Here is a 26,883-nt window from a genome sequence, read left to right as displayed (position 1 = left end):
CGATCATATGGACTTACTCCGCGTAGTCGCGGATCATGTTTTTGGCGATGACTAGCTGCTGGATCTGGGTCGTTCCTTCATAAATCCGGTAAATGCGGCAGTCGCGATAGAAGCGTTCGGCCAGATATTCTTTCAGATACCCGGCGCCGCCGTGGATTTGCACCACCCGGTCGGCGACGCGTCCGCACATTTCGCTAGCAAACATCTTGGTGGCGGCCGCCTCGACCAGGATTTTCTCGCCGCGATCGGCGCGGGCGCAGGCGTCCGCGAGCATACATTCGGCGGCATAGATTTCGGCTTTGCTGTCGGCCAGCATCGCCTGAATCAGCTGGAAATTGGCAATTGGTTCGCCAAAAGCTTTGCGTTCCATCGCATATTTCAGGCCCGCATCGAGCATCCGCTTGGCATAGCCGACGCTGGCGGCGGCGACCGACAGGCGGCCGTTGTCGAGGCTTTGCATCGCAGCGCGAAAGCCGATGCCTTCTTCACCGCCGAGCAGGGCGTCGCCGTCGACATGAACATCCTCGAGGATGACGTCGGCGATTTGCGATCCGGCCTGTCCCATCTTGCCGTCGGGTTTGCCGATCGACACCCCGGGGGCGTCGCGCGGCACCATGAATGCGCTGACATGGGCGTTTTTGGGCAGCGCTTCTGCATTGGTGCGCGCCATGACGAGGATCACGTCGGCGAACGGGGCGTTGGTGATATAGCGTTTGGTGCCGTTCAGCACATAGCCATTGCCGTCGCGGACCGCACGGGTCTTCATCGCGGCGCTGTCCGATCCGCTGTCGGGTTCGGTCAGGCCAAAGGCGGCGATACTGCCCATCGCCAGCTTGGGCAGCCAATGCTCTTTCTGCTGCGCGGTGCCGAACCCGAGGAGCGATTTGCACACCATGCCGATGTTGATCGATACGATCGAGCGATAGGCCGGCGAGGCGTAGGCGATCTCGCGGATGAAGCCGACATATTGGCTGACGTTCATCCCGGCGCCGCCATATTCCTCTGGCATCGTAACCCCAAACAGTCCCATGTCGCGCATTTCGGCCAGAATGTCGTCGGGGACATGGCCTAGTTCTTCGAGCTGGTCCTCGGCGGGGATCAGCCGTTCGCGGACATAGCGTTGCAGCTGTTCCATGAAGGCGTCGTAGATGTCGGCGTCCATTCCGGGGTTGATCATCGTCGTCCTGTCCCTTGGTCTATTGTTCCGAATAGCTGTCGATGGCGGAAAAAATGCGCGTCAGCTGCTCGCGCTCATCGGCGTCGATATCGGGCCGCCATATTTCGAACAGCAGGACGGTACGGTCGCTGGTGCCGCGGTTCCACGCTTCATGTTCAAAACTGTCGTCAAAGATCAGCAGCTCGCCTTCGGCCCAATGGCGCGTTTCGGCACCGACGCGCAGCCCGCACCCGTCGGGCACAACCAGCGGCAGATGACAGATCAGCCGCGTATTGAGCATACCGTGATGCGGCTGGATATGGGTGCCGGGGGTCAGCCGCGAAAACAGCGCGAGCGGCGCGCGACCGGGGATCACCGGTTGCGGGGCAAGCGACAGCGCGGCGAGTGCGGCGGGGCACAGCATGGCCATGCCATCGGCGATCACGCCGTCTTTCCAAAGCCAGGCGGCGCCCCAATCGGGTTTATCGAGCAGCGGATTATTGGGCGGCGGGCGATCGGCGCTGGCCGTGACATAGGGACCGAAACGATCGGCGGCATTATCGATCAACGCCAGCAATTCGGCGCGGATGGCGTCGGTCGCGGCCTCGATGGCATCGACCCAAGCGAAATCGGCGCGGTCGAAAAACGGGCGCTGGGCCAGGCCGGGGAAATAGAACATGCTGGGCTGTTGCAGATAGAGGGGCTGGTCGCCGGCCAGCATTCGCAGCGCCGTAGCAACACGCGGCGCCGCGCCAACGGCATCGATGCCCGCGCCGCGCAGTTGGCCGAGCAGGTGATCGGTATAGGCGCGATCTGCCGCAGCCAGAAATTGTTCGGCGCGTTGCAGCCCGGGATGAAGGGCGGCGGGGATGCTTTTCGCCTGGGCGGCGGTGCCGAGCGCGAGGCGGTAGAAGCTCCCGGCGGCGCGGTCGTCGGCCAGGCTGCGCTTGAGTTCAGCCATGGCGAGCATGGCGGCGATGTTGCCGCGATCGGCGCGGATCGCGCCGTCGAGCGCCGCGGTTTCCGCCGCGACATCGCCGCGGCGATGGGCGTCGCGTGCCTGGTCCAGCCATGTTGCCTGCCCCGTCATGGCCATTGCCATAACGTAGCGACGGACCTTTGCAAGCGACGCCCGGTCGTGCGTCAGCCCGCGGGCGGGGCCGCTGGATCGGTCGCCGACGGCTTGCTTCGCAATTGCGCGCGAACCGCGCTGACGAACCGGCTTCGCCAGGCGGCGGCGAGCAGCGCGAGCAGGATGCCCCACGGCAGTATTGCCGCGCCCAGCGTCAGGACAAAGGTCAGCGCGGTGCTGCCGCTGCGCACCAGCGCCTCGCCAGCGTTGGCAAAGGGGTTTTCGTGACCGATGCCGGGCAGACCGCCGTCGCTGACATAGTTGAACGCGACGCTGGTCCACGCGATCCGCGCTTCGCCGGTGCGGCGGCTCTGGCGTTCGTCACCAAGCTGCCCGCGCAGCTGGCTGATCTGCGCGAGCAGCTCGGCGCGCTCGCGCTTGTCGAGCCCGCCCGATTTCAGACGGCCTTCGAGCCGGGCGATCTCGGCCTCCGACCCGGCGCTGCGTTGCTGCGAGGCGAGGATTTCGGTGCCGACATCCTCCCCTGCAACGCTGGCGTCGGCGAGCACGCCCTCGGCCCTTTCGACGCTGGCGATCGCGTTGGCGCCGAATTTACGCGCAATGCCGGGGTCGAGTTTGAACTGGGTTTGCGCCTCGACGAGCTTTTCGTCACTGAGCTGGTAGCGGACATCGACGATACGGCAGCGCTGGATGCCCAGCGTTTCGCAGGCGGCGGCATGTTCTTCCTGCACTCGGGCGATCTGTTCGTCGGCGAGTCGGAAGCTATAGGCATAGTCAAAGGCGACGCCGGGGGCGGCTTCGATGCTGATACGGGGGGCTGCAGCGGCGTCGGCGCTTTCTTCGGCAGCCGCCGGGACTTCGGTGTTGGCGGCACCCGATGCTTCGGCATGTTCGGACGATTGTTCCGAACAGCCGACCAGGGCGAGCGCCATCACGCCCGCTAAGAGCTTCATTTTCATTAGAGATTCTCCCAAAACGCGACTCGACGGTCGCGTGGGATGGCATATCATAACTGTTCTAGTTGACAATAGGCTCAAGCGAGCTGAACGAAGCTATCCAAAACCCGCTTGCTGCCGGCCTGTTCGAACGCCACTTCCAGCTTGTTGCCGTCGATGTCGGCGATTTCGCCATAGCCAAATTTTTCGTGGAACACGCGCACCCCGATGGCCAGATCGGCGCGCGCCTTGGCGCCGACCGATGCCGCCGGGCCTTTTTCGCTGGGGGCAGGGGCACGGGTGATCGTCGGCGATTGCGCCGCAGCGCGTTGCCACGCCGGGCCGCGCGTCATGATGCGCGACGGCTGGCGTTCTGCGACATGCGCGAACGGATCGCCCTGCGCCGACCAGTTGGCGCGCCACAAGCTCGCGCCGCCGCCGAAGCTGTTTTCGCTATCGACATGCTCGGGCGGGATTTCGGCGATGAAGCGGCTGGGGATGCTGCTCATCCACTGGCCATAGATGCGGCGGTTCGCGGCATGATAGATGCTGGCGCGCACCCGGGCGCGGGTGATTGCAACATAAGCGAGGCGGCGTTCTTCCTCGAGACTGGCGGTGCCGCCTTCATCCATCGACCGCTGCGACGGGAACACGCCATCCTCCCACCCGGCGAGGAAGACATGGTCGAATTCCAGCCCCTTGGCGGCATGGATCGTCATGATGGTGACGGTTTCCGTGTCGTCATTCTGATCGCGGTCCATCACCAGGCTGACGTGCTCGAGGAAGGCTTCGAGCGAATCATATTCCTCCATCGCGCGAACGAGTTCGGACAGGTTTTCGAGCCGCCCGGCGGCCTCAACGCTGCGATCGGCTTGCAGCATCGCGGTATAGCCCGATTCGTCGAGGATTAGCTGGGTCAGCTCGGGATGCGAAAGATTGCCGGCCTTTTCCTGCCAGCCGCGCATCAACGCGACGAAGTTGGCCAGCTGCCGCCGCGCCTGCGGGGTCAATTCGTCGGTTTCGGTGATGCGCGCCGCGGCGCGCAGCAGGGGCACCTGCTCGATCCGGGCAAACTGATGGATCCGCGCCAACGCCTTGTCGCCGAGCCCGCGTTTGGGCGTGTTGATGATCCGCTCGAACGCCAGGTCGTCAGCGGGCGATTGGACGAGGCGCAGATAGGCGAGGGCGTCGCGGATTTCGGCGCGTTCGTAAAAACGGAAACCGCCGACGATGCGGTAGGGCATGCCGATCGCGATGAAGCGGTCTTCGAACTCTCGCGTCTGAAACTGGGCGCGGACGAGGATGGCGGCGCGGTCGAGGCTGATCCGGCGAACCTGGAGCGTTTCCAGCTCCTCGCCGATCCGCCGCGCTTCTTCAGGGCCGTCCCACACCCCGACGACGCGCAGCTTGTCGCCGGGTTCGAGATCGGTCCACAGCGTCTTGCCCAGCCGCCCGCTGTTCTGCGCGATCAGCGCCGACGCGGCGGCCAATATCTGCGGGGTCGAGCGGTAGTTCTGTTCGAGGCGGATCACGGTTGCGCCGGGGAAATCCTTTTCGAAGCGAAGGATGTTCGCAACTTCGGCGCCGCGCCATGAATAGATCGACTGGTCGTCGTCACCGACGCAGCAGATATTCTTGCGCTGCTGGGCCAACAATCGCAGCCACAGATATTGGCTGGCATTGGTGTCCTGATATTCGTCGACGAGGATATATTTGAAGCGTTCCTGATATTGCGCCAGCACATCGCGGTGGTTTTTCAGGATCACCAGCATGTGGAGCAACAGGTCGCCGAAATCGCACGCGTTGAGCGTCTTCAGCCGCGCCTGATAGAGCGCATAGAAATGTTGACCCTTACCGTCGGCGTAGGATTCCTTGTCGGCAGCGTCGAGGTCGGCGGGGACGAGGCCGCGGTTCTTCCAACGGTCGATCAGCCCCGCCAGCTGACGCGCGGGCCAGCGTTTCTCGTCCAGCCCCTCGGCCTGAATCAGCTGTTTCAGGACGCGGAGCTGGTCGTCGGTGTCGAGGATGGTGAAATTGCTTTGCAGGCCGACCAGTTCGGCGTGGCGGCGCAGCATCTTGGCCGCGATGCTGTGAAAGGTGCCGAGCCACGCCATCCCCTCGACCGCGTCGCCCATCATGCGGCCAATGCGTTCGCGCATCTCGCGCGCAGCCTTGTTGGTGAAGGTGACCGCGAGAATTTCGGACGGCCAGGCGCGTCGCGTCGCGATGATATGGCCGAGCCGCGCGGTCAGTGCCGCGGTCTTCCCGGTGCCCGCCCCCGCGAGCATCAGCACTGGGCCTTCAGTGGTCAGCACCGCCTGCCGCTGTGGTCCGTTCAGTCCGCGCAGATAGGGCGGGTCCGATGGATCGGGCGGGGGCAGGTCGGGAAGCGAGGCAGGAGGCAGGGTCACGCGCGAACGATTAGGGAACAGCGGCGGCGCTGTCCAGCTTGGCGCGGTAGGTTGTTACGCGAGCCGCAGCAACGTCAGCCGCGCCTTGCCGACCTTGCGATCGGCGTCGATGGCCAAGCCCGCGACATCCACGCTTTCGCCATGCCCGGTTTCGACCGACACCCAGCTTTCAGGGCCGATCCAGCCGAGGCGGTTCAATTTGTCGAGTGCGACGCTGGCGGCGCCAGTGCCATAAGGGGGGTCGAGCATCAGCAAGTCGTAAGCGCGCGGCGCCGGACCAAGCCCGAGTACCGACCCGGCGCGGACGTCAGCGCGCGCGGCCGCGCCCAAGCTGGACAGGTTCCCCCGCAGCGCGTCGAGGGCGTCGCGGTCCTGCTCTGCAAACAGGCAGGTCGCTGCGCCGCGTGACAGCGCCTCAATGCCCAGCGCGCCCGATCCCGCGAACAGATCGGCGACGACCAGTCCTTCGAAACTGCCAAGGCGGCTGGTCAACATCGAGAATAGGGTCTCGCGGGTGCGATCTGCGGTGGGACGCGTCGAGTCTCCCTTCGGCGCCGCCAGTTTGCGGCCGCGCCATTCGCCTGAAATGATTCGCATCGTCGTCAGCCCATGTGCCGGCGGAATTTGAACAATTCGTCGCGCGGGACGACGTCGATCGTGCTCATCGGCAATCCGTCGAGCTCGAATGCCCCATAGCGGGTGCGGATCAGGCGGCTGACCTGCAGACCGAAATGTTCGAGCACCTTGCGGACTTCGCGGTTCTTGCCCTCGGTCAGCGTCATTTCGACCCACTGGTTGCGCCCGGTGCGGCGTTCCAGATTGGCGTCGATCTTGCCGTAACGCACACCGTCGATCTCGATCCCCATCGCGAGTTCTTCCAGCTGTTCCTGGCTGATGTCGCCAAAGGCGCGGGCGCGGTAGGTACGCTCGACGCCGCTGGCGGGCAGTTCGAGCTGGCGCTTGAATTCGCCATCGTTGGTGAGCAGCAGGAGCCCCTCGGTGTTATAGTCGAGGCGGCCGACCGGCATCAGCCGCGGCAGATCCTTGGGCAAGACATCATAGATCGTCTTACGCCCCTTGGGGTCGCGCGCCGCAGTGATGCAGCCCGCGGGTTTGTGAAAGCGATAAAGCCGCGTCGAAACGGGCTTGGCGACCGGATTGCCATCGACCGTCAGCCCTTCGAGCGAGGTCAGCAGCGGCGCCGGCTGGACGATGACGACGCCGTTCAGCGCGATGCGCCCTTCCTCGACCATTCGTTCGACGTCGCGGCGCGAACCGACCCCGGCGCGCGCGAGCAACTTGGCGATCCGCTGGGGGCCATCCTCGTCGCGTTCGGCGTCGGCGGGCTTGGCTTTGAGCGCCGAGGCGACACCGCGCGCGGCGCGGCGGCCTTTCGGGGCGTCGCGGTCGCCAGCGGACTTGGGCGCTGTGCGCGACGCGGTGCGGGGAGGTCGGCGGGTGGTCATGGGAACGGGTACGGCCTTCTTGTCGTTATGCGGGCAATAGTGTTGCCCTGTGGCCACGCTCATAGCCGGAAAAGTGTCGCTTCGTCGATGGCAAGCGGAAGCAATCTTGCACGACGGAACCGGGCGCGTCATGGCGCCGTTAGAGGGAGACCCTATGCTCTTCGCGTCCCGCCCGTCCTGCATCAAGCGGCTGCTGATCATCGAAGATGATCCGCTGGTCGCGTTCGACAATGAACGGACGTTGAAGCACAGCGGGTACGACATCGTCGCGACGGTCGATTCGGGCGAGGCGGCGGTGCCGATCATCGCCGATGAGCAGATCGACGCGCTGGTGCTCGACCTGGGATTGGCGGGGCATATGACGGGGCGTGAGGTCGCCCGGTTGGCGCGCGATCGCGGCATCGCGGTGCTGCTGGTGACCGGGCAATGCCCCGAAGATGCGGGCGACATCGCGGTCGCTTGTCTGGGCAAACCACATAGCGCATCGGCGTTGGTCAGCGCTTTGCGCGCGGTCGAAACGATGACGTGCAAGAACCAGCAACCGCGCAAGGTGAGCGGGCTGTTGACTTATTGGCGACCCGAAGCCGCCTGAGCGCGGCGGGCCGATAAATCGCCGCTTCCAATTTGACCACGAGGCTTTAGGTCCATTGTTCCAAGGAAAAAGAGCCGCTGCCTAGCGGCCCCAGGGAGCAGCCATGTCCGTCGATCTTATCCGTTTCCTCATTTTCGCCGGCATCCTGATCGGGCTTGTTGTCGTCGCGCTGGCGATCCCGGCGTTCCGCCCCTATCTCCGAAAAAATCCCGCCGTCGCTTTCCTGCTGGGCATTTCAAGCGGTTTCCCGTTCACCTTGATTGCCGCCACCATGACGTTCTGGCTGGCAAAGGTCGGTTTCACGCCAACCACCATCGGTTTCGCGGTGATGGTCGGCATTCCCTACACCGTCAAATTTTTGTGGGCGCCGCTGGTCGACAAGATTCCGCTGCCTTTTTTGACGAAGGCTCTGGGTCAACGGCGAAGCTGGTTATTTTTTGCGCAGTTTTTTCTCGTCATGTCGATTTGGCAAATGGGCGCCAGCGACCCCCGGCCGGACGATTACAGCGCGTTTCTGTTCTGGGCGGTGATCACCGCTTTTTTCTCTGCGACGCAGGATATCGTCATCGACGCCTATCGCATCGAGATATTGGAAGAAGAAGAATTTGCGCATGGCACGGCGACCAACCAGTTCGGCTATCGCACCGGGAATTTGATCGCGGGTGCCGGGACGATCTATTTTGCCTCGCAGGAAGGGCTAGGACTTGGTTGGGCTACCGCATATGCGCTCACCACACTTTGCGTCGTTCCCGCAATTATCGGCGCGCTCTGGGCTGGTGAAGGCAAGTTTGTTGATCGGTTCAGTCAAGCCGCGGGGATGAAGCCGGGGCAATGGCTGACCGAAACCGTGGTCAATCCGTTTCGCGAATTCTTGACCCGCAATGGCGCGCTGATGATCCTGCTGTTCATTCTGGTCTATAAAATCGGCGATGCGATGGGGCAGGCGATGCTCGGCCCGATGATCGTCGATCTGGGGTTTGCCGACCTTGACTATATTACCGCGAACAAGATCTGGGGATTTGCGGCGCTCATCATCGGGTCGGCTTTGGGCGCGCCCTTCGTGCTGTGGCTTGGCATGGGCCGAGCGCTGCTGATTTCGGTGTTGTTGATGATGTTCTCGAACCTCATGTTCATGGCGCTTTCCATCGCAGGCAATAATTACTGGATGCTGGTTGCAGCCATTGTGACGGAAAATATCACCAGCGGCATCGGCCTGACGGTCGTTGCCGTCTATCTCTCGGGTCTGTCGAATATTGCCTATACGGCGACGCAGTTTGCGCTGTTGTCATCCTTTGCAGTGGTCGGGCGTACATTCATGGCCGGCCCAGCTGGCTTTGCCGCCGAAAAACTGGGCTGGACCGGCTTCTGGGGGTTGACAGTCGTTGCGGCCATACCCGGTATGATCTTGCTGTGGATGATGTGGCGCCGCGGCTATGTCGTGCAATCTATTCGTCAGACCATCGGTATCGACGAAGGCAAATTGCGTGAACCGGTCGGCGCGGTCCGCATTGCCGGTTTTGCGCTGATCGTTGCCGGGCTGGTCGGGGTGCTGATGGCGCAGCAGCTGGATTTGGGAACGACCGTCATGATCGCCGCGATCACGGCCTTTGGCGTCGGCGCGTTGCTGGCGTGGAAGGGCAATGCGCTGAAGGCGGCGCCTGGTTCCTGATCTTCGTCGCGCTGGCGGCGCTCGACCGGTTGCCCCAAAACGACGTCGCAGTCCGAGCAGGACCGGCGCGACCCGCTGCGCGCCAAGGTCGCCGAACTCGACGGTCGCGGCGGCGATGCGCTGGCGCTGTATCGCGGCATGGTCGAGCGAGTGCCGGGCGATGAAGTGCGGTGCCGCATGGCGGCGATCCTGATTGCCGACGGCGACAAGGCGGCGGCGCGGGCGGTGCTGAACGAAGTCGAAATGCGCAAGAAGCGCACCCCGCCGGCGATGCTGAGGGCCAATGCCGAAATGTATGACTGGGCCAAGCGGATGCTGGCGGAACTGGGGTAGGGTGAGGACCTTCCTCCCACCGCTACGCTAAGTCGACCGTCGGTTAGACCGGAAGCTGCGCGTTGAGATCGAGCGCCTGACCGACGAGATAAAGCGAACCGCTGATCAGGGTCGCGGGCGCCGGGTTGTTCGCCGCCAGATCATCGATTGCTGCGCCGATGTCGCTCGCGACCATCGCATTGGCGATACCGGCTTGGCGCGCAATTTCAGCAAGTGCTGCGGGGCTGTGATGCTCGTGCCCGGCGATTGGCACCGCGGCGACGCGCGCGATATGCGGGGCGAGCAGGGTGAGGAAGCCGGCGGCGTCCTTGTTCGCCAGCATACCGAGGACGACGTCGATCTTTTGGTCGCGGGCGAGCGACCCGGCGAGCAGTTTCGCAAGTTCGCGGGCGGCGTCGAGATTATGGCCGCCATCGACCCATAAATCGCGATCGACGGGCAGGCGCGCGGTGAGCGGGCCTTTGTTTAGCCGCTGCATTCGGCCCGGCCAGAAGGCGTTGGCGATCCCTTGGACAACTTCAGCCTCCCTCGGGCGCGGGTGCGGCGCAATGCTGAGCATGGCGATCGCCAGCCCTGCATTACGATGCTGGTGCGCGCCGGGCATGCGCGTGTGCAGCGGCGCTTCGATCGAGCCAAATTCGGACCGCCAGTGAAAGCCATCGCCCGCGGCATCGACGCGCCAGGTGTCGCCCTCGGAAAACAATGTGCCGCCGACCGTGGCGGCACGCTCGCTGATGATCTGCATCAGCGATTCCGGATAGGCGAGCGTCGCGAGCGCGGCACCGGGTTTGAAAATGCCCGCCTTTTCCCACGCGATGCGAACCGCCGGATCGTCAGGGGTGCCATCTTCGGGCGCCAGCAGAAACGCCTCGTGATCTATGCCGAGCGACGCGATGCCGCACACCGCAGGCGGCGGAATGATGTTGGTGGCATCGAGGCGGCCGCCGAGCCCGACTTCGATAATGCAGTCGTCGGCGGGGATACGGGCAAAGGCGAGGAGAGCGGCTGCGGTGGTAATCTCGAAAAAGCTGGCGCGCAGGTCAGCCGCGACGTCGAGCACTTCTTCGAGCAGCGCCGCAAGCAGGGTGTTGTCGATCAGCGTTCCGGCCAGACGGATGCGTTCGTTGAAGCGGACGAGATGCGGGCTGGTGTAGCTGTGGACGCGGCGCCCCTGCGCTTCGAGGATCGCGCGCAGATAGGCGCAGGTCGAGCCTTTGCCGTTGGTGCCTGCGACGTGGAAGGTGCGCGGCAGCTGGTTTTGCGGGTTGCCGAGGCGGGCGCAAAGCTCGGCGACGCGTTCGAGGCCCAGGATGTCGCGGCCCGGCGAGAGCGCGGCGAGGCGGTCAAGTTGAGTCTGGACGGCGGGGTCGGAGGAGCGGGCGTGGTCGGGCATTGTTAAAGCCTTGATCTTAAAATTGCCGTCAGACCTTCCTCATCTTCGTCATGCCGGACTTGATCCGGCATCCATTCACTCCGCCTGTGGTATGGACCCTGGACCAAGTCCTGGGTGACGAGGGAAGAGGCAGATTGTCGGTGACCCTAAGCCGCCTTTTCCGGCGCCAGATACCCGATCAACCGCCCCAGCGTCTCGGGCAACTCTTTCCGATGCACGACCATATCGATCATCCCGTGATCCAGCAGATATTCGGCGCGCTGGAAACCTTCGGGCAGTTTTTCGCGGATCGTATTTTCGATCACGCGCTGGCCTGCGAAGCCGATCAGCGCCTTGGGTTCGCTGATCTGGACATCGCCGAGCATCGCATAGCTGGCAGTGACACCGCCGGTCGTCGGGTCGGTGAGCAGCACCACATAAGGAAGACCGGCGCGGCGCAGGCGCGCCAGCGCCACGGTGGCGCGCGGCATCTGCATCAGCGACAGCGTGCCTTCCTGCATCCGCGCCCCGCCCGCGGCTGTGATGGCGATATACGGACAGCGGCGTTTGATCGCCTGTTCGACGCCCGCGACAAAGGCTTCGCCGACCGCGACCCCCATCGAACCGCCCATGAAGGCGAAGTCCTGGACGCCGACGACGGCTGGCTGACCGGCGATACGGCCGAACGCATTCTGATAGGCGTCGCGGTCGCCGGTCTGCGCGCGCGCCGCCTTGATCCGATCGACATATTTTTTGGTATCGCGAAATTTCAGCGGATCTTCGGGCGCTGGCGGAGCGGACAGCATCTCATGCTGGCCGCCGTCGAACAGCTGCGCGAAACGCTCGGTGGCGCCGATGCGGTCGTGATGGTCGCAACGCGGGCAGACGTTGAGATTGTCCTCCCATTCCTTGACGAACACCATTTGCTGGCACTGGCGGCATTTGTGCCACAGGTTGTCGGCGGTATCGCGCTTGGCTGCGAAGGGCAGGGCGTTGCGGACGCGGTCGAGCCAGCTCATGCGGCGATCTCCTTTGCGCCATGGATAGCAGCGGCGAGGCTGCGGGTGAAGGCTTCGACATGTGGCGCCGCGGCGTTGCCATGCTCGGCGATGATGTCGATGAATGCCGATCCGACGACGACGCCGTCGGCGACCTTCGCGATTTCGGCGGCCTGAGCCGGGGTGCGAACGCCAAAGCCGACCGCGATCGGCAGATCGGTCGCGGCCTTCAAACGCGCGACGGCTTCGTCGATGCTCGCCTGCGCGGCTTGCTGTTGGCCGGTGATGCCCGCGACCGACACATAATAGAGGAAACCGCTGGCGCCGTTGAGCACGTCGGGCAGGCGCGCCGCGTCGGTGGTTGGGGTGGCAAGCCTGATGAGATCTACCCCGGCAGCGCGCAGCGCGGGGCCGAGTTCAGGGTCTTCCTCGGACGGGATGTCGACACAGATGATGCCGTCCACCCCCGCTTTCGCACATTCGGCGGCGAACCAGTCGCCGCCTCGGATCGTCATCGGATTGGCATAGCCCATCAGCACCAGCGGGACATCAGGGTGGCGGCCCCGAAAAGCCGCTGCCAGCGTAAAGATGTCGGTGGTGGTCGTGCCCTTGGCCAGGCTGCGCAGGTTTGCCTGCTGGATCGCCGGGCCGTCGGCCATCGGATCGGTGAACGGCATCCCAAGTTCGATCACATCGGCGCCGCCCGCGACGAGCGCATCGAGGTTGGCCGCGGTGTCGCCGTCGCCCGCGGTGATGAAGGTGACGAGCGCCGGGTGGGGCTTGGCGAAAGCGGTGGCGAACCGGGTCACAGTGCGACCCCCAGCGCGTCAGCCACGGTGAAAATGTCCTTGTCGCCGCGCCCCGAGCAATTGACGATGATGATCTTGTCCCTGCCCAGCGTCGGCGCGATGCGTTCGGCGGCGGCGACGGCATGCGCGCTTTCGAGCGCGGGAATGATGCCTTCGAGCTTGGTCAGTTTCTGGAAACTCGCCAGCGCCTCAGCATCGGTGACGGGTTCATAACGCACACGGCCGATGTCGTGGAGCCAGCTGTGTTCGGGTCCGATGCCGGGATAGTCGAGACCCGCCGAGATGCTGTGCGCCTCGGTGATCTGGCCATCGTCGTCCTGCAACAGATAGGTTTTGTTGCCGTGCAGGATGCCGGGCTTGCCGCCCGCCAGACTGGCGGCGTGTTTGCCTTCTAAACCCTCGCCCGCCGCCTCGACGCCGACGATCTCGACCTCGGGGTCGTCGAGGAACGGGTGGAACAGGCCTATGGCGTTCGATCCGCCGCCGACGGGCGCGATCAACATGTCGGGCAGGCGGCCCTCGGCCGCCAGGATTTGCACCTTGGCTTCGTCGCCGATCACCGATTGGAAATCGCGGACGAGCTGCGGATAAGGGTGCGGCCCCGCGACGGTGCCGATGATGTAGAAAGTGTCGTCGACGTTCGCGACCCAGTGGCGCAGCGCCTCGTTCATCGCGTCCTTCAGCGTCTTGGCGCCGCTTTCGACCGCGACGACTTCGGCGCCTAGCAATTTCATGCGGAACACGTTCGGCTGTTGCCGCGCGACATCGACCGCGCCCATGAAGATGGTGCACGGCAGGCCGAACAGCGCCGCGACGGTCGCGGTGGCGACCCCGTGCTGGCCCGCGCCGGTTTCGGCAATGATCTTGGTCTTGCCCATCCGTTTGGCGAGCAGGATCTGGCCGATGCAATTGTTGATCTTGTGGGCGCCGGTGTGGTTGAGATCCTCGCGCTTCAGATAAATCTTCGCGCCCAAGCCTTCGTCGGCGCCTGCGCGGAGATGCTCGGTCAGCCGCTCGGCGAACCACAGCGGGCTGGGGCGACCGACATAATGTTCGAGCAGATAGTCGAATTCGGCCTTGAATGCCGGGTCGGCCTGTGCGGCGCGATAATGACGTTCGAGGTCGAGGATCAGCGGCATCAGCGTTTCCGCGACATAGCGGCCACCGAACTGGCCAAAATGGCCGCGCGCGTCGGGGCCGGTGCGCAAGCTGTTGGGAAGGGTCGTCGTATCGGTCATGATCGTTTCCATCGGCAATAGGGTGGGCGCTCGCTCAAACTGGGATTTGAAGCGATCAGCGCCATCGTTTTCCGATGCGCAGCGTAAAGGAATGTGCCGTCAACATGTGGCGACCGCTTTAAGGAAAGCCGCCATCTTGTCCACATCCTTCACGCCGGGTGCGCTTTCGACCCCCGATGAGACGTCGACGAGCGGCGCCCCGGTCGCCGCGATCGCTTCGGCGACGTTGGCCGGGGTCAGGCCGCCGGCGACGCCCCAATCCATCGAGTGGCGATGGTTTTTGAGCAGCGACCAGTCGAAGCGTGTGCCGGTGCCGCCCGGCATCGCTGCCGCTGGGGCGTCGAACAGGATGCGGTCGGCGATTCCCTGATACTTCCCGATCCGGTCCAGCGTGCCGGCGTCTTTCAGGCCGACGGCTTTCCACACCTGTGCGGGCACCAGCCGTTTCACGACGGCGAGCCATTCGGGGGTCTCGTTGCCGTGAAACTGGATGATGTCGGGCCGCACCGCGGCCAGCGCGTCGGCGGTCAGTTGCTGCGAGGCGTTGACGAGCAACAGTGCGACCTGGACGTGGCGCCCGGCGCGCTTGCGCAATTCGGCGGCGGTTTTCAGATCAACGTGACGCGAACTCGGCTCATAGTGCACCAGACCGATGTGCGTCGCGCCCAGTTCAATGGCCGCATCGACGGTATCGGGGGTGGAAAGGCCGCAGATTTTGACGAAGGGGGGCATGGATACAGGCTCTAGCTATCCGTTCGCATCGAGCGAAGTCGAGATGCGCCCCGGCCTTACGCTTGTCGGAGCGGTGTCTCGACTTCGCTCGACACGAACGGCAATGGGAAAATTCCTACAGCGTCGCTTCGATTTCCCGCGCGGCAAGATCGGGGTCGGGCGACTGGCTGATCGGGCGGCCGACAACCAGGATCGACGCGCCATCGGCCATCGCCTGGGCCGGAGTCACGACACGTTTCTGGTCGCCCGCGCTGCCGTTTGAAGGCCGCACGCCGGGGACGACGAAAAAGCCGCCTGGCCACGCCTTGCGGGCGGCCTTCACTTCCTGGCCCGAGCAGACGATGCCGTCGAGCCCGGCTTCGCGCGCCAACGCTGCCAAGCGGACGACTTGGTCGTGCGGGGTGCCGCCGACGCCGATGTCCTCGAGATCAGGTGCGTCGAGGCTGGTCAGCACGGTGACCGCGACGACCTTGGTGTTGAGCCCCGCCACCGCCTTGGCTTCCTCCAGCATCGCGCGGCCGCCCGCGGCATGCACAGTCAAAATGGCCGGTTCGAGCGGGCGAAGCGCCTGAATCGCCTTGGCAACGGTATTGGGAATGTCGTGGAGCTTTAGGTCGAGAAAGATCGGCAGCCCGAGTTTCGCCATTTCATGGACGCCATGATGGCCGTTGGCGCAGAAAAATTCGAGGCCGAGCTTCAGCCCGCCGACATGATGCCGCACCTTTTGCGCCAGCGTGACCGCAGCGTCGAGGTGCGGATGATCGATGGCGAGATAAAGCGGCGAGCTCATGGTGTCTCCAGCGGTGAAGGGGGAATGTCATTGACCGGCGTCGGGGCGGCGACGGGCTCGACGGGGCGATTGGCCAGCGCGCGCATGTCGGCAAGCTGGCGTTCGCTGGTGTCGAGGCGGCGCTTCAGCGACCAGCGGGTGGTGCGAAGCGCGATCCACATCGGCACGCTGCCGATCAGGAAGGCGGCGAGTATCAGGACCGGCAATTTGGTGTCGAGCACCTGACCCGGCCAGATGGTGACGGTCACCGGCAGCCAATTCGCCATCGCGAAAATGACCAATATCGCGGTCAGCAAGACCCAGATAATTGTCCGCAGAATTCCCACTATAACATGCTCCTCTGTCGGTCGCTCACGACCCTATGCCAGATTGGCGCGGCTTTCCAGTCCGGCCTATGCCGCGCCGAAGACACGGTCGAAGATCGTGTCGACATGCTTCATATGATAGCCAAGGTCGAAAAGTTCCGTCAGCTGCGCTGCTGACAGGCGCGAGGCAACATCGGCATCGGCCTTCAGCAGTTCGAGCAGCGACAATCGGCCGTCGCTTTCCCACACCCGCATCGCGTTGCGCTGCACCAGCAGATAGCTGTCCTCGCGGCTGGCGCCAGCCTGTGTCAGCGCCAGCAATACGCGCTGCGAATGGACGAGGCCGCCCATGCGGTCGAGGTTCTTCTGCATCCGTTCGGGATAGATCAGCAGCTTGTCGATCACTCCGGTGAGGCGGCCCAGCGCGAAGTCGAGCGTGATCGTTGCATCGGGACCGATAAAGCGTTCGACCGACGAATGACTGATGTCGCGTTCGTGCCACAGCGCGACGTTTTCGAGCGCGGGGACGACGGCGCTGCGCACCATTCGCGCCAGGCCGGTGAGGTTTTCGGTCAGGATCGGGTTGCGCTTGTGCGGCATCGCCGAACTGCCCTTTTGACCCGGCGAGAAATATTCCTCCGCCTCCAGAACTTCGGTGCGCTGCAAATGGCGGACTTCGGTAGCGAGCCGCTCGATCGACCCGGCGACGACGCCCAGGGTGGCAAAGAACATCGCGTGCCGGTCGCGCGGGATGACCTGCGTCGATACGGGTTCGATCGAGAGGCCGAGCTTGGCGGCGACATGCGCTTCGACCCGCGGGTCGATATTGGCAAAGGTGCCGACGGCGCCCGAGATGGCGCAGGTGGCCACTTCGGCGCGGGCGGCGATCAGGCGCGCCTTGCAGCGATCGAATTCGGCATAGGTCTGCGCCAGTTTAAGCCCAAAGGTGACGGGTTCAGCGTGGATGCCATGACTGCGCCCGATCGTCGGGGTCAGCTTATGTTCGAACGCGCGCCGCTTGATCGCGGCGAGCAGCGCGTCGAGATCGGCGATCAACAGGTCCGCCGCCTGCGCCAACTGAACCGCCAGGCAGGTGTCGAGGACGTCTGAACTGGTCATGCCCTGATGCATGAAGCGCGCTTCGTCGCCGACATTTTCGGACACCCAGGTCAGAAAGGCGATGACGTCATGCTTCGTAATCGCCTCGATCGCGTCGATCGCGGCGACGTCGATGACGGGCTTTGTCGCCCACCAATCCCACAGGGCTTTCGCAGCGGATTTCGGAACGGTTCCCAGTTCGGCGAGGGCGTCGGTGGCGTGCGCCTCGATCTCGAACCAGATGCGAAACCGATTCTCGGCCGACCAGATCGCGGTCATTTCCGGCCGGGCGTAACGCGGAACCATTGAATTTCCTTCCTTTTAGGGCGCTCCATCGCGGAATCCCTGCGGAACCGCGCCGGGGCGCCCCGTAGCAGGGACGGGGCGTTTCGCCAAATGCCGCGGGTCCGCAACCATGATTGGGCCCGGCTGTTGCTTTCATGCCCCATCAAAAAAAGGCGACGGGTCGCAAATCCCTTGAAGTCGCCTCGAAAGGAGAATTTTCATGTTGAAACAGATGCTTTTGATCGGCGCGGTGGCGGTGAGCTTCCCGGCGCTGGCCCAGACGACTGGACCGGCGGGTGAGGAACCGGCGCCGACCAGTCAGACGCCCGCTCCCGCCGACACCACGGCTCCGGCGCCGGATGAAGATCCGGCTGACGATGCCAAGCCGTCGGATGGCACGGCCCCGACAGAGGACGCTGCGCCGACCGACACACCCCCGGCAGCCGAGCCTACCCCACCGGCTGACCAGCCTGCTCCGGAGCCCGAGCCGAAACCTGAGCCCGACCCGGAATAACACCCCAGATAATGATTTAGGAGAATGACCATGTTGAAGCAGATGCTTTTGATCGGCGCCGCCGCCGTGAGTTTCCCGGCGCTGGCCCAGACGACCGCTCCCGCCGCAGATCCCGCGGCGCCGACAACCGCCACCGAGCCCGCGCCGATGACCGACGCAGCGCCCACGGCGGATGCGGCAACGACTCCCGCCCCGGCGCCTGCCCCTGATGCGTCGGCGCCCACCGCCCCGGCTGAACCTGCCGCGGCAGGAACGGCGGCAACCCCGACCCAGATCGCGCAGATCGTGGAAAAGGAATTTCCGACCTATGACGCCGATGCCAATGGCGATCTGAACGATATGGAATTTGCCGCGTGGATGAAGAAGCTGCGCGCCGCGACCGAGCCGAGCGTCGACCCCGAGTCGGCCGAGGTGAAGACGTGGATCGGCCAGGCATTTGCCGCCGCCGATGGTGACAAGTCGGGCGCGGTCAACAAGACCGAATTGACCGGTTTCCTTTCGCGCGGCGCTTAACCGGCTTCCCGCGGGGTGGTGCAGCCGTCGGAGCGATCCGGCGGCTGCATCCGTTTGGGCGTTATAGCAACCCCATCGCGCGAAAGCTGCGATACTCCGACCCGCCGATGATGACATGGTCGTGCAATGCAATCCCCAGACGGCTCGCGGCGTCAGCGATGTCGCGGGTGATCGCAATGTCCTGACGGCTGGGTTCGGGGCTGCCGCTGGGGTGGTTGTGCACCAATATGATCGCCGACGCGCCAAGCTCCAGCGCGCGCTTGACGATTTCGCGGACATAGATCGCCGACTGGTCGATCGATCCCTCGCTGGCCAGCTCGTCGCGGATCAGCATGTTGCGCGAATTGAGATAGAGGACGCGGACGCGCTCGACATCGATCGGCCCCATGTCGGCGCGCAACCAGTCGAGCAGTCCGTCCCAGCTGGACAGCAAAGGCTTGTCGCGAAATTCGCCCTTGAGCAGCCGCAAGCTGGTGGCCTGAACGATTTTCAGCGCCGCGATGCCGGTGTCGCCGAGCCCACCGACGCGGCGCAAGGATTCGGGATCGGCGCTGACCAACTGGGCCAGCGAGCCGAATTCGCGCAGCAAGGCTTTGGCCAGCGGTTTGGTGTCGCGGCGCGGGACGGCGAGCGCGAGCAGATATTCGACCAGTTCATAGTCGGCCATGCCGTCGACGTCGCCGCCCAGCAGCCGCCCGCGCAGCCGGGCGCGGTGGCCCGCATGATCGGGGGCAGGGCCGGATGAGGGGGCGGGCGGTTCGGCATCGGCCATTGCCCCGAATAACCGCCTTGTGACCGGCACTCAACGGTCATAGGAAACATATGATGGCGATCCGGACCAATTTGTTTCCCAATTCGTTGCAGCGAAAAGGGATTTCCGGCGTTGCTGGCGGTGACCGCAGGACCGGACGAAGGACGAACAGGCGCCATGACGTCATCCGTTGACAGGCGATGGCGGAGGGCGCCGATGCCATGACAGAGGCCGAGGAGCGCCCGAAACCGAAGTGGCGGCACCGCACCGTGCTGTTCAAGAAACGCTGGCTAACCGCGGGCGCGGTGATTGTCGTCGTGGCTGGGGTCTGGATCGCCCGCGAACCGATCGCCGACCGCTTCATCACCGATCAGCTGGGCAGTCGCGGGGTTGCCGCCCGGTATCAGATCGACGCAATCGGTTTCCGCAGCGAACGCTTGTCGAATGTCGTGATCGGCGATCCCGCCAACCCCGACCTGACCGCGAAAAAGGTCGAGGTGCTGCTCGGCTATGGCTGGTCGGGGCCGTATGTCACCGAAATCCGCGCCGAGGGCGTCCGCCTCTATGGCCGGTTCGTGAAGGGCCGCTTGTCGTTCGGGGCGCTCGACAAGTTTCGCGACCCAGCGAGCACCGACCCGTTCGCCTTACCCGATCTGGCGGTCGTGCTGCGCGATGCGCGGGCGCGGGTTGAAACGCCGTGGGGAAATATCGGCGCGGCGCTGAACGGCGGCGGCAATCTGCGCCGCGATTTCACCGGCAAGCTCGCGCTGGTGGCGCCGAATGTGGCGGCCGCCGGATGCAGCGGGCGCGATGTCAGTTTTTACGGGACTTTGCTGGTTCGCGACGTCCGCCCGCAACTGGTTGGCCCATTGCGCGGGCGGAGCCTGTCGTGCGCCGACGGCGGCGTGACCGCGGCCTCGCCGCAAATCGCGCTGGACATATCGCTGTCCAAGGACCTGCAAAGCTGGACGGGCGAGGCCGATGCCAGCATCGCGCAACTGGTGGCGGGGCGGGCGCAGGCCGACCGCTTGGGCGTGCTGGCGCGTTTCGACGGCACCGCAGCGGCAACCAAGCTCGATCTCGACGCCGATATGGCGCAGGTGCGCGGCGCCGATTTTGCGGCCGAGACGGTCAGTATCGATGCCGAGGGGGTCATCGGTCAGGCCGCTCCAAAGCTCGCTGGAAAGGTCCGCTTTGCGCGCGCCAGTGGCAGCGCGGCGCTGCGGCGGGCGGTGGGGGACAGCGTCGCCGGGCTTGCCCAAACCCCGGTCGGGCCGCTGGCGGCCAAGGCCAGCGCGGCGCTCAGTAGGATGTTGGCCGACGTCGGCGGCAGCGCCGATTTTGCGCTGGTCGGCGAAGGCCCGTCGGCGCGCATCGATCTGATCGCGCCAGAGCTGGCGAGCGCCAGCGGGGCGCGCTTTACCGGCAGCGCCGACAGCCGCATCGGCTATCTTTACGGCGCCGCGCCGCCGGCGGTCCTGGCGTCGGGGCGGTGGGCGTTCGGTGGCGGCGATCTGCCGAGCGGCTCGATCAACCTCGATCGTCGCGGCGACGGATCGATCAGCGGGCTTGCGAGCTTCGATCCCTATCAGGCCGGTGGCGCAGCGCTGGTGCTGGCGCCGGTGCGGTTCTCGGGCGACCGCGACGGATTGCTGCGTTTTGCGACGCGCGCCGATTTGTCGGGTCCGTTGGCGGACGGACGTGTTGAACGGCTCAGCGTCCCGCTCAATGGCTTTCTGGCTCCCACCGGCGCTTTCGCGCTGAACGGTGGGTGCAGCCGGGTCAGCGCGCAGCGGGTCACCCTATCGGGCTTTCAGATCGGCCCCAGCGCGATCGATCTATGCAGCCGTCCCGGCGCGCCACTGCTCAGCGCGGGACCGGGCGGATTGCGCGGGCAAATTCGCATCCCGACCGTCAATCTGCGCGGCACCAGCGGCCGTTCACCCTTTACGGTGACCAGCGGACCGGCGAATATTGACGTTACCGCGATGCGCTGGTCTGTCGCGCTCGCCGATTTCCGGCTGGGGCAAGGCGACAGTGTCACTCGGTTCGGCGCCCAGAGCGTCACGGGGCGCCCCAACGGGCAAAGCATGGTCGGCGAACTCCGCGGTGCCAGCGGCAAGATCGGCGCGGTGCCGCTGACCATGAGTGAGATCGATGGGAGATGGCGCTGGGCGGACGGCGCCCTGACGCTCGATGGCGGGCTGCTGCTCACTGATACAGCGCCCGACGCGCGCTTCGCACCGCTGATCAGCAACAATGCCACGCTGCGCTTCGCCGACGGGGTGATCGACGCCAAGGCCGGTTTCGATGAACGACAGACCGGTACCAAAATCCTCGATACGATCATCCGCCACCGGTTCGCAGACAGCAGCGGCTTTGCCGATCTTCAGGTCCGCGAGCTGCGGTTCGATGACGGTTTTCAGCCCGATCAGCTGACGAACCTCGCGCTCGGCGTCGTCGCCAATGTCCAAGGGTCGGTGGTCGGCGACGGGCGCATCGAATGGACCGCTGCGGGCGTGACCAGCCGCGGCACCTTTGCCACCGCCGATGCGAATCTGGCCGCCGCCTTTGGTCCGGTCACTGGCCTCACCACCACGCTGACCTTCGACGACCTGATCGGGCTGCGCTCGGCGCCCGGCCAGATCGCCCGGATCAAGGAAATCAACCCCGGTATCCCGGTGCTCGACGGCAAAATCGAATATCAGCTGCTGGGCGACAACCGGGTGCGGGTCGAGGGCGGCAGCTGGCCCTTTGGCGGGGGGCAATTGCTGCTCCATCCGACGACGCTCGATTTCGGTGCCGAACAGACGCGGCGGCTGTCTTTTGACATCGTCGGGGTCGATGCCGCGATATTCCTGCAAAGTTTCGGGTTCGAAAACATCAACGCGACGGGCAAGTTCGACGGGACGTTGCCGGTCGAATTCAGCGGGCTGGGCGGCCGCATCGTCGGCGGGCGGATCGATTCGCGCGCTGGCGGCGGCACGCTCGCCTATGTCGGCGAGTTGTCGAACCGCAATCTGGGCGCGATCGCAAATTTTGCCTTTGGCGCGCTCCGCAGCCTGAAATATGATGATCTGACGATCATTTTGAACGGGGACTTGGACGGCGAAATGGTGACCGACATTCGCTTTGGCGGGGTGGGGCAGGGCGAGGGCGCGTCGCGCAATTTCCTGACCAACCAGATCGCAAAAATTCCGCTGGTGTTTAACGTGAAGATCAAGGCGCCGTTCCGCCAACTATTGACCTCGGCAAAAGGCTTTTACGATCCGACGCTGCTCATCGAACAAAATTTGCCGGCGCTGATCCGCGCCCAGGACGAAGCCGAAGCCGCGAAACAACGCCCATCCGCCCCCGTTCAGCCTCCAGAAAGCGAGCCCATGCGATGAACATAGTGAAGACTGGAGCAAGGAGGCGGGCCATGATCGGCCGCGGTCTGGTGGTCCTGATCGGCGCGTCAACCCTATTGGGAGCCCTCACCGGCTGCGTGCAGATCGAAACCCCCGACAAGCCGATCGAGATCAACCTGAACATCAACATTCGTCAGGAAGTGGTGTACAGGCTGGACGGTGATGCCAAGAAGCTCATCGAGCAGAATAGCGAGATATTCTGATGACAGGGAATGATATGATGCGTTTGAAGATGGGAAAAACCGCCGGACTGGCGCTTGCTGCGATTGCGGCAACCGCTGCCGTGGCATTTGCGGTGCCGTCGGCGATGGCGCAGCGCGACCCGGCCTATGCCGCGGCGCGTGCCGCCGGTCAGGTGGGCGAGCAGCCCGATGGTTATCTGGGCTTTGCAACCTCGCCGACCCCGGCGATCCGTGCGCTGGTCCAGGACATCAACATCAAGCGGAAGGCGAAATATACCGAAAGCGCGCAGGCGACGGGCAGCACGGTCGAACAATTCGCCTTCACCAGCGGGTGCAACCTGATTGCCAGCACCAAGCCGGGCGAGAAATATCAGGCGCCCGACGGCCGCTGGCTGACCCGTGACGACAGCCCGCCGGTGCGCAACGCAAGCTGCCCGTAACACGAAGAATCGTTCAAGGGCGCCCACGGGCGCCACATGCCGCCGCGCCCCTAAACGCGGCGGCATTTTTGTGCATCGCCGCAATTGTGTGGGGGGCGGGCATTGACTTAACCGGGCGTCGTTCCTAAACGGACCGCGCCTTAGGGGTCCCCCGATTTTTCGGGCCTTTTTTCGCAGGCGGGATCGGGGCTTTCCGGTTCTGTTTCAGGAGGATGGCGGGAAATGACGGGGAACGGCAGCGATCCGGAACTTGGCTCAGAGGATTCGCGCCTGGTCTCGCTCAACGAGCGATTGGACCGGGCCGAAGCCGCAGAGGCAAAGCGGACCGCGGTGAACGCCGGACCGGAATCCGATGCCAATTACCGGCTCGGCAACCGTGTTCTGGCCGAACTGCTGGGCGGATTGATCGGCGGTGCCTTGTTCGGCTGGCTGATCGACCGGTTCGCGGGAACGTCGCCCTGGGGTTTGTTGGTGATGTTGTTCTTGGGCATAATCGTGGCCTTTCGGAACATCATCCGACTGTCCAAGACGCCGCGCAACTAGCGGGGCGCAAAAGATATTTTTAGCGAGACGGCGCCTTCGCCGCCTCGCCAGACGCGTGGAGTGAAGAGTGGCGGCGGAATCCGGCAAGATCGACCCGATGCACCAGTTCGAGGTGACCCCGCTTGGCGGCGGTTTCAACCTCGGCGGGCACGACATCCTGTTCACCAACAGCGCGCTGTGGATGGTGATCGCGGCGATTGCGCTCGGCCTGTTCATGTGGGGCGGGATGCGCCGTCAGCTCGTCCCGGGTCGCTGGCAGGCTGCGGTCGAAAGTTTCACCGGCTTCATCTCGAACATGATGATGGCGAATATCGGCACCGAAGGCCGTAAATATACGCCTTACGTCTTCTCGCTGTTCATGTTCATATTGTTCTGCAACCTGCTCGGCATGTTGCCGCTGGGCGTGCTGGGGCTGCACCCTTTCACTGTCACCAGCCATATCGCGATCACCGGCGTACTGGCGCTGATCAGCTTTGCGATCGTCCTGGTCGTCGGCTTCTGGCGCCATGGCCTGCATTTCTTCTCGCTGTTCGTACCGCATGGTACGCCGCTGCCGATGATCCCGATCATCGCGCCGATCGAGTTCGTGTCGTTCATGGTCCGCCCGTTCAGCCTTGGCCTGCGTCTTTTCGTCGCGATGACGGCGGGGCACGTCCTGCTGAAAGTGCTGTCGGGCTTCGTGATCAATGGCTTCAACGCCGAAACCCTGTGGCTCGGTTCGATCGTTTCGGTGCTCAGCTTCATCCTGATGATCGGGATCAGCGCGCTTGAGCTGCTGGTCGCCGGCATCCAGGCTTATGTTTTCGCCCTGTTGACCTCGCTGTACATCAACGACGCGGTCAACCTTCACTAAGTTACGTTTACTTTCAAACGATTATACCAAGGAGTAATGATAATGGACGCAGAAGCAGCAAAGCTGATCGGTGCCGGTCTGGCAGCCATCGGTGCCGGCATGGCCGCCATCGGCGTGGGCAACGTGTTTGGCAGCTTTCTCGAAAGCGCGCTGCGCAACCCGGCAGCCGCCGACGGCCAGCAGGGCCGCTTGTTCATCGGCTTCGCCGCTGCCGAACTTCTCGGCCTGCTGGCGTTCGTCGTTGCGATGATCCTGCTGTTCGTCGTCTGATTGGACGATGATGTGCGAGGCCGATCCCGGCGGGATCGGTTTCGTGGCAGGTTTTTCAGTAAGTTAAGGTTCGCCTTTCATGCCTCAAATAGCCCAGCTCACCGCTGACAATTGGTATCTTGCCTCGCAGCTGTTCTGGCTGCTGGTCGTCTTCGCCGGGATTTATCTGGTGATCGGCCGCGGCATGCTGCCGAAAATCGAAGCGACCGTCGACGCGCGCGACCGCAAGGTGGCAGACGATCTGGCAGCCGCCAAAGCGGCGCATGCCGCCGCCGACGGACTTGAGGAAAGCTATCGTCAGCAAAGCGACGCCAGCCGTGTCGCGGCGCAAAAGGCGGTTTCCGAAGCCAAGGCCAAGGCCGCGAAGGACGCCGAAAAGCGTCTGGCAAAGGTCGATGCCGAACTGGGCGACAAGCTGGCGGCGGCGGAAGCCGACGTTGCGACTGCGCGCAAGTCGGCGATGGCCGAGATCGAATCGGTCGCAGCCGAAGCGGCGGGCGATCTCGTCGCCAAGCTGTCAGGCGTGAAGGTCGGTGCGGCGGATGCCAAGGCGGCGGTGAAGGCGGTGCTCCATGGCTAATTTCCTCATGACCTTGGCGGAAGCCGCTGGCGAAGCGCATGCGACGCCCAAGGCGTTCGGCATGGACGCCACGGTGTGGGTGTCGATCGCGATGCTCGTGTTTCTGGGCATCCTCGTCTGGAAGGGCGTTCCCAAGGCCATCGGCACGATGCTCGACAAGCGGATTGCCGAGATCTCGAAACAGCTGACCGAGGCCGAACAGCTGCGCCTCGACGCCGAATCGCTGAAGGCTGAATATGAGGCCAAGCTCGCCGCCGCGGCGAAGGAAGCCGACGACATGCGCGCCCGCGCTGAAAACGAGGCCGAAATGCTGGTCGCCAAAGCCAAGGCCGACGCCACCGCGCTCATCGGTCGTCGCAAGCAGATGGCCGAAGACCGTATCGCCGCGGCCGAAGCCACTGCGCTGAGCGAAGTTCGCGCGGCGACGGCCAAAGCGGCGACGGCTGCCGCGGCGGCGCTGATTGCTGAAAAGCATGATGCCAAGGCCGACAAGGCGCTGGTCGATCAGGCGATCGCAGGCGTTGCCAAGGGCTGACGCGCTGCGCCCTTGCCGATACAGAGCGCTCGCGGATTTCCGCGGGCGTTTTGCTTTTGGGTGGCGCGTATGACCGTTATCGACCGATAGCGGACATAAACTTTCGTCATCCCGGACTTGATCCGGGATCCATCCGCCCTCTCAAGATTCCCACGGCGCAAGGGGTCTTGGACCCCGGATCAAGTCCGGGGTGACGAGGGTGGGGAATGTCCGCTTCCCACCCCAAAGCTGACATTCGGCTCAGCCACTGCGGCTTTACATCATACCGCGCCGTGCCTCAAAACTTGATCATGATCCGCCGCGCCAGCGCCGGTGAAATGCTGTGAACCAGCTGCAAAATCTTGACCATTCCCGCATTGACCTCGCTTTTACCGGTGCGGACGCCGCGGAGGATTTCGGCGGCGCAGTCGTGCGCGCTCATTTTTTTGCCGCCGCGGCCTGCGGTCATGTTGGTTTCAACCACCGGCGGCAATGCCTCGATCACCCGGACATTGCTGTCTTTCAGCAGGTAACGGATCGCCTGTGTATAACTGCGCAGGCCTGCCTTGGTCGCGCAATAGATCGAGCCACCCGCGCGCGGCGCGATCGCAAGGCCTGACGTGACATTCACTATCGCCGCCTCTGGCTGGGCGTGCAGGGCTGGGAGCAGGCGGGTGCAAAGCGCGATCGGGGCGTCGAGGTTGGTGCGGATGCACTGCGCCGCGCTGTCGAGCGTTGCGGCGTCGTCCAGCTCATAGTCGCTACCCACCCCGGCATTGTTGACGAGCAACGCCAGCGGCTTGCCTGCGACGCCACCAACCACCGCATCGATCCCCGCGGCGGTCGACAGATCGCCTGTAATTGTCCCAAACCCCAGCGCCGCCATCGCCTGCAATTTTTGGGCCGATCGCCCGGTGATGATCACCTCCGCGCCCGCCGCCTGCAATTGCAGCGCGATTTCGCGCCCGATCCCATCGCTGCCGCCGGTGACCAGCGCCAATTTTCCTCTCACGTCCATGCGGACCCCTCCG

29 protein-coding genes are annotated in these 26,883 nt (G+C 64.3%); 13 read left to right on the top strand and 16 right to left on the bottom strand.

The features are described 5' to 3' along the window. Positions 1-13: 13 nt before the first annotated feature. The 6 genes from J2X44_RS11420 to J2X44_RS11395 form a co-directional block, all read right to left on the bottom strand. A complete protein-coding gene (locus J2X44_RS11420) occupies positions 14-1,177 on the bottom strand; it encodes an acyl-CoA dehydrogenase family protein (RefSeq protein ID WP_310083978.1) in 1,164 nt (387 codons plus the stop codon). Positions 1,178-1,196: 19 nt separating this feature from the next. Beyond that, complete coding sequence (locus J2X44_RS11415) at positions 1,197-2,246, bottom strand: aspartyl/asparaginyl beta-hydroxylase domain-containing protein (protein ID WP_310083975.1); 1,050 nt, start codon at positions 2,244-2,246, stop codon at positions 1,197-1,199. Positions 2,247-2,299: 53 nt separating this feature from the next. Then, entirely contained in the window at positions 2,300-3,208 is a 909-nt protein-coding gene (locus J2X44_RS11410; RefSeq protein WP_310083972.1) for a DUF4349 domain-containing protein, read from the bottom strand. A 74-nt stretch (positions 3,209-3,282) separates the two neighbouring features. Then, positions 3,283-5,595, bottom strand: coding sequence for a UvrD-helicase domain-containing protein (locus tag J2X44_RS11405; RefSeq protein WP_310083969.1), 2,313 nt, complete (start codon positions 5,593-5,595; stop codon positions 3,283-3,285). 54 nt (positions 5,596-5,649) lie between these two features. Further along, a complete protein-coding gene (gene rsmD, locus J2X44_RS11400; protein ID WP_310083967.1) occupies positions 5,650-6,192 on the bottom strand; it encodes a 16S rRNA (guanine(966)-N(2))-methyltransferase RsmD in 543 nt (180 codons plus the stop codon). 5 nt (positions 6,193-6,197) lie between these two features. Then, complete coding sequence (locus J2X44_RS11395; RefSeq protein WP_310083965.1) at positions 6,198-7,061, bottom strand: pseudouridine synthase; 864 nt, start codon at positions 7,059-7,061, stop codon at positions 6,198-6,200. A 154-nt stretch (positions 7,062-7,215) separates the two neighbouring features. Here J2X44_RS11395 and J2X44_RS11390 point away from each other — a divergent pair, with 154 nt between their 5' ends. The 3 genes from J2X44_RS11390 (at position 7,216) to J2X44_RS11380 (ending at position 9,655) form a co-directional block, all read left to right on the top strand. Next, positions 7,216-7,653: a response regulator gene (locus J2X44_RS11390; RefSeq protein WP_310083962.1), complete on the top strand. Its 438-nt coding sequence runs from the start codon at positions 7,216-7,218 to the stop codon at positions 7,651-7,653. A gap of 103 nt (positions 7,654-7,756) precedes the next feature. Then, on the top strand, positions 7,757-9,322 hold the full coding sequence (locus tag J2X44_RS11385) for an AmpG family muropeptide MFS transporter (RefSeq protein WP_310083959.1): 1,566 nt from the start codon (positions 7,757-7,759) through the stop codon (positions 9,320-9,322). A gap of 138 nt (positions 9,323-9,460) precedes the next feature. Then, positions 9,461-9,655, top strand: coding sequence for a hypothetical protein (locus J2X44_RS11380; protein ID WP_310083957.1), 195 nt, complete (start codon positions 9,461-9,463; stop codon positions 9,653-9,655). A gap of 43 nt (positions 9,656-9,698) precedes the next feature. Here J2X44_RS11380 and J2X44_RS11375 read toward each other — a convergent pair whose 3' ends face one another. The 8 genes from J2X44_RS11375 to purB form a co-directional block, all read right to left on the bottom strand. After that, positions 9,699-11,048, bottom strand: coding sequence for a glutamate ligase domain-containing protein (locus tag J2X44_RS11375; protein ID WP_310083955.1), 1,350 nt, complete (start codon positions 11,046-11,048; stop codon positions 9,699-9,701). Positions 11,049-11,194: 146 nt separating this feature from the next. After that, entirely contained in the window at positions 11,195-12,046 is an 852-nt protein-coding gene (accD, locus tag J2X44_RS11370) for an acetyl-CoA carboxylase, carboxyltransferase subunit beta (RefSeq protein ID WP_310083952.1), read from the bottom strand. After that, positions 12,043-12,834, bottom strand: coding sequence for a tryptophan synthase subunit alpha (trpA, locus tag J2X44_RS11365; protein ID WP_310083950.1), 792 nt, complete (start codon positions 12,832-12,834; stop codon positions 12,043-12,045). The genes accD and trpA overlap by 4 nt, the downstream gene beginning before the upstream one ends. After that, complete coding sequence (gene trpB / locus J2X44_RS11360) at positions 12,831-14,072, bottom strand: tryptophan synthase subunit beta (RefSeq protein WP_310083945.1); 1,242 nt, start codon at positions 14,070-14,072, stop codon at positions 12,831-12,833. The genes trpA and trpB overlap by 4 nt, the downstream gene beginning before the upstream one ends. 99 nt (positions 14,073-14,171) lie before the next feature. Then, positions 14,172-14,804: a phosphoribosylanthranilate isomerase gene (locus J2X44_RS11355; protein ID WP_310083943.1), complete on the bottom strand. Its 633-nt coding sequence runs from the start codon at positions 14,802-14,804 to the stop codon at positions 14,172-14,174. A 115-nt stretch (positions 14,805-14,919) separates the two neighbouring features. Beyond that, entirely contained in the window at positions 14,920-15,594 is a 675-nt protein-coding gene (gene pyrF, locus J2X44_RS11350) for an orotidine-5'-phosphate decarboxylase (protein WP_310083941.1), read from the bottom strand. Beyond that, the gene (locus J2X44_RS11345; protein ID WP_310083939.1) at positions 15,591-15,920 is read right to left on the bottom strand and encodes a LapA family protein; all 330 of its coding nucleotides are present in this window, start codon (positions 15,918-15,920) and stop codon (positions 15,591-15,593) included. The genes pyrF and J2X44_RS11345 overlap by 4 nt, the downstream gene beginning before the upstream one ends. A 66-nt stretch (positions 15,921-15,986) precedes the next feature. Next, complete coding sequence (purB, locus tag J2X44_RS11340) at positions 15,987-17,303, bottom strand: adenylosuccinate lyase (protein ID WP_310083936.1); 1,317 nt, start codon at positions 17,301-17,303, stop codon at positions 15,987-15,989. A gap of 199 nt (positions 17,304-17,502) precedes the next feature. Here purB and J2X44_RS11335 point away from each other — a divergent pair, with 199 nt between their 5' ends. Together J2X44_RS11335 and J2X44_RS11330 are read left to right on the top strand one after the other, a co-directional pair. Beyond that, complete coding sequence (locus tag J2X44_RS11335; protein ID WP_310083934.1) at positions 17,503-17,796, top strand: hypothetical protein; 294 nt, start codon at positions 17,503-17,505, stop codon at positions 17,794-17,796. A 30-nt stretch (positions 17,797-17,826) separates the two neighbouring features. Next, the gene (locus J2X44_RS11330) at positions 17,827-18,309 is read left to right on the top strand and encodes a calcium-binding protein (protein WP_310083932.1); all 483 of its coding nucleotides are present in this window, start codon (positions 17,827-17,829) and stop codon (positions 18,307-18,309) included. Between the two features lie 61 nt (positions 18,310-18,370). Here J2X44_RS11330 and radC read toward each other — a convergent pair whose 3' ends face one another. Next, complete coding sequence (gene radC, locus J2X44_RS11325) at positions 18,371-19,081, bottom strand: DNA repair protein RadC (protein WP_310083930.1); 711 nt, start codon at positions 19,079-19,081, stop codon at positions 18,371-18,373. Between the two features lie 200 nt (positions 19,082-19,281). Between radC and J2X44_RS11320 the strand changes: the two genes are divergently transcribed. From J2X44_RS11320 to J2X44_RS11285, 8 genes are all read left to right on the top strand, one after another. Further along, positions 19,282-22,449 (top strand): YdbH domain-containing protein, encoded by a 3,168-nt coding sequence (locus J2X44_RS11320; protein ID WP_310083928.1) that lies wholly within the window; start codon positions 19,282-19,284, stop codon positions 22,447-22,449. Positions 22,450-22,481: 32 nt separating this feature from the next. Continuing rightward, the gene (locus tag J2X44_RS11315; RefSeq protein ID WP_310083926.1) at positions 22,482-22,673 is read left to right on the top strand and encodes a YnbE family lipoprotein; all 192 of its coding nucleotides are present in this window, start codon (positions 22,482-22,484) and stop codon (positions 22,671-22,673) included. 14 nt (positions 22,674-22,687) lie between these two features. Beyond that, the gene (locus tag J2X44_RS11310) at positions 22,688-23,092 is read left to right on the top strand and encodes a YdbL family protein (RefSeq protein WP_310083923.1); all 405 of its coding nucleotides are present in this window, start codon (positions 22,688-22,690) and stop codon (positions 23,090-23,092) included. A gap of 222 nt (positions 23,093-23,314) precedes the next feature. Beyond that, positions 23,315-23,635 carry an AtpZ/AtpI family protein gene (locus tag J2X44_RS11305; protein ID WP_310083922.1) on the top strand — a complete coding sequence of 107 codons (321 nt, stop codon included), beginning with the start codon at positions 23,315-23,317 and terminating at the stop codon, positions 23,633-23,635. Positions 23,636-23,702: 67 nt separating this feature from the next. Next, positions 23,703-24,488: a F0F1 ATP synthase subunit A gene (locus tag J2X44_RS11300; protein WP_310083920.1), complete on the top strand. Its 786-nt coding sequence runs from the start codon at positions 23,703-23,705 to the stop codon at positions 24,486-24,488. Positions 24,489-24,530: 42 nt separating this feature from the next. Further along, positions 24,531-24,758 (top strand): F0F1 ATP synthase subunit C, encoded by a 228-nt coding sequence (locus J2X44_RS11295; RefSeq protein ID WP_003044110.1) that lies wholly within the window; start codon positions 24,531-24,533, stop codon positions 24,756-24,758. A 79-nt stretch (positions 24,759-24,837) separates the two neighbouring features. Next, the gene (locus J2X44_RS11290; RefSeq protein WP_310083874.1) at positions 24,838-25,338 is read left to right on the top strand and encodes an ATPase; all 501 of its coding nucleotides are present in this window, start codon (positions 24,838-24,840) and stop codon (positions 25,336-25,338) included. After that, positions 25,331-25,873: a F0F1 ATP synthase subunit B gene (locus J2X44_RS11285; RefSeq protein WP_310083871.1), complete on the top strand. Its 543-nt coding sequence runs from the start codon at positions 25,331-25,333 to the stop codon at positions 25,871-25,873. Before J2X44_RS11290 ends, J2X44_RS11285 begins: the two co-directional genes overlap by 8 nt. 277 nt (positions 25,874-26,150) lie before the next feature. Here the strand turns inward: J2X44_RS11285 and J2X44_RS11280 are convergent, their stop codons facing one another. Then, positions 26,151-26,870, bottom strand: coding sequence for an SDR family NAD(P)-dependent oxidoreductase (locus J2X44_RS11280; RefSeq protein WP_310083869.1), 720 nt, complete (start codon positions 26,868-26,870; stop codon positions 26,151-26,153). Between the last annotated feature and the right edge of the window lie 13 nt (positions 26,871-26,883).

It is taken from the genome of Sphingopyxis sp. BE259, assembly GCF_031457495.1.
Classification (GTDB): Bacteria; Pseudomonadota; Alphaproteobacteria; order Sphingomonadales; family Sphingomonadaceae; genus Sphingopyxis.
This window is presented reverse-complemented; position numbering and strand designations above follow the sequence as displayed.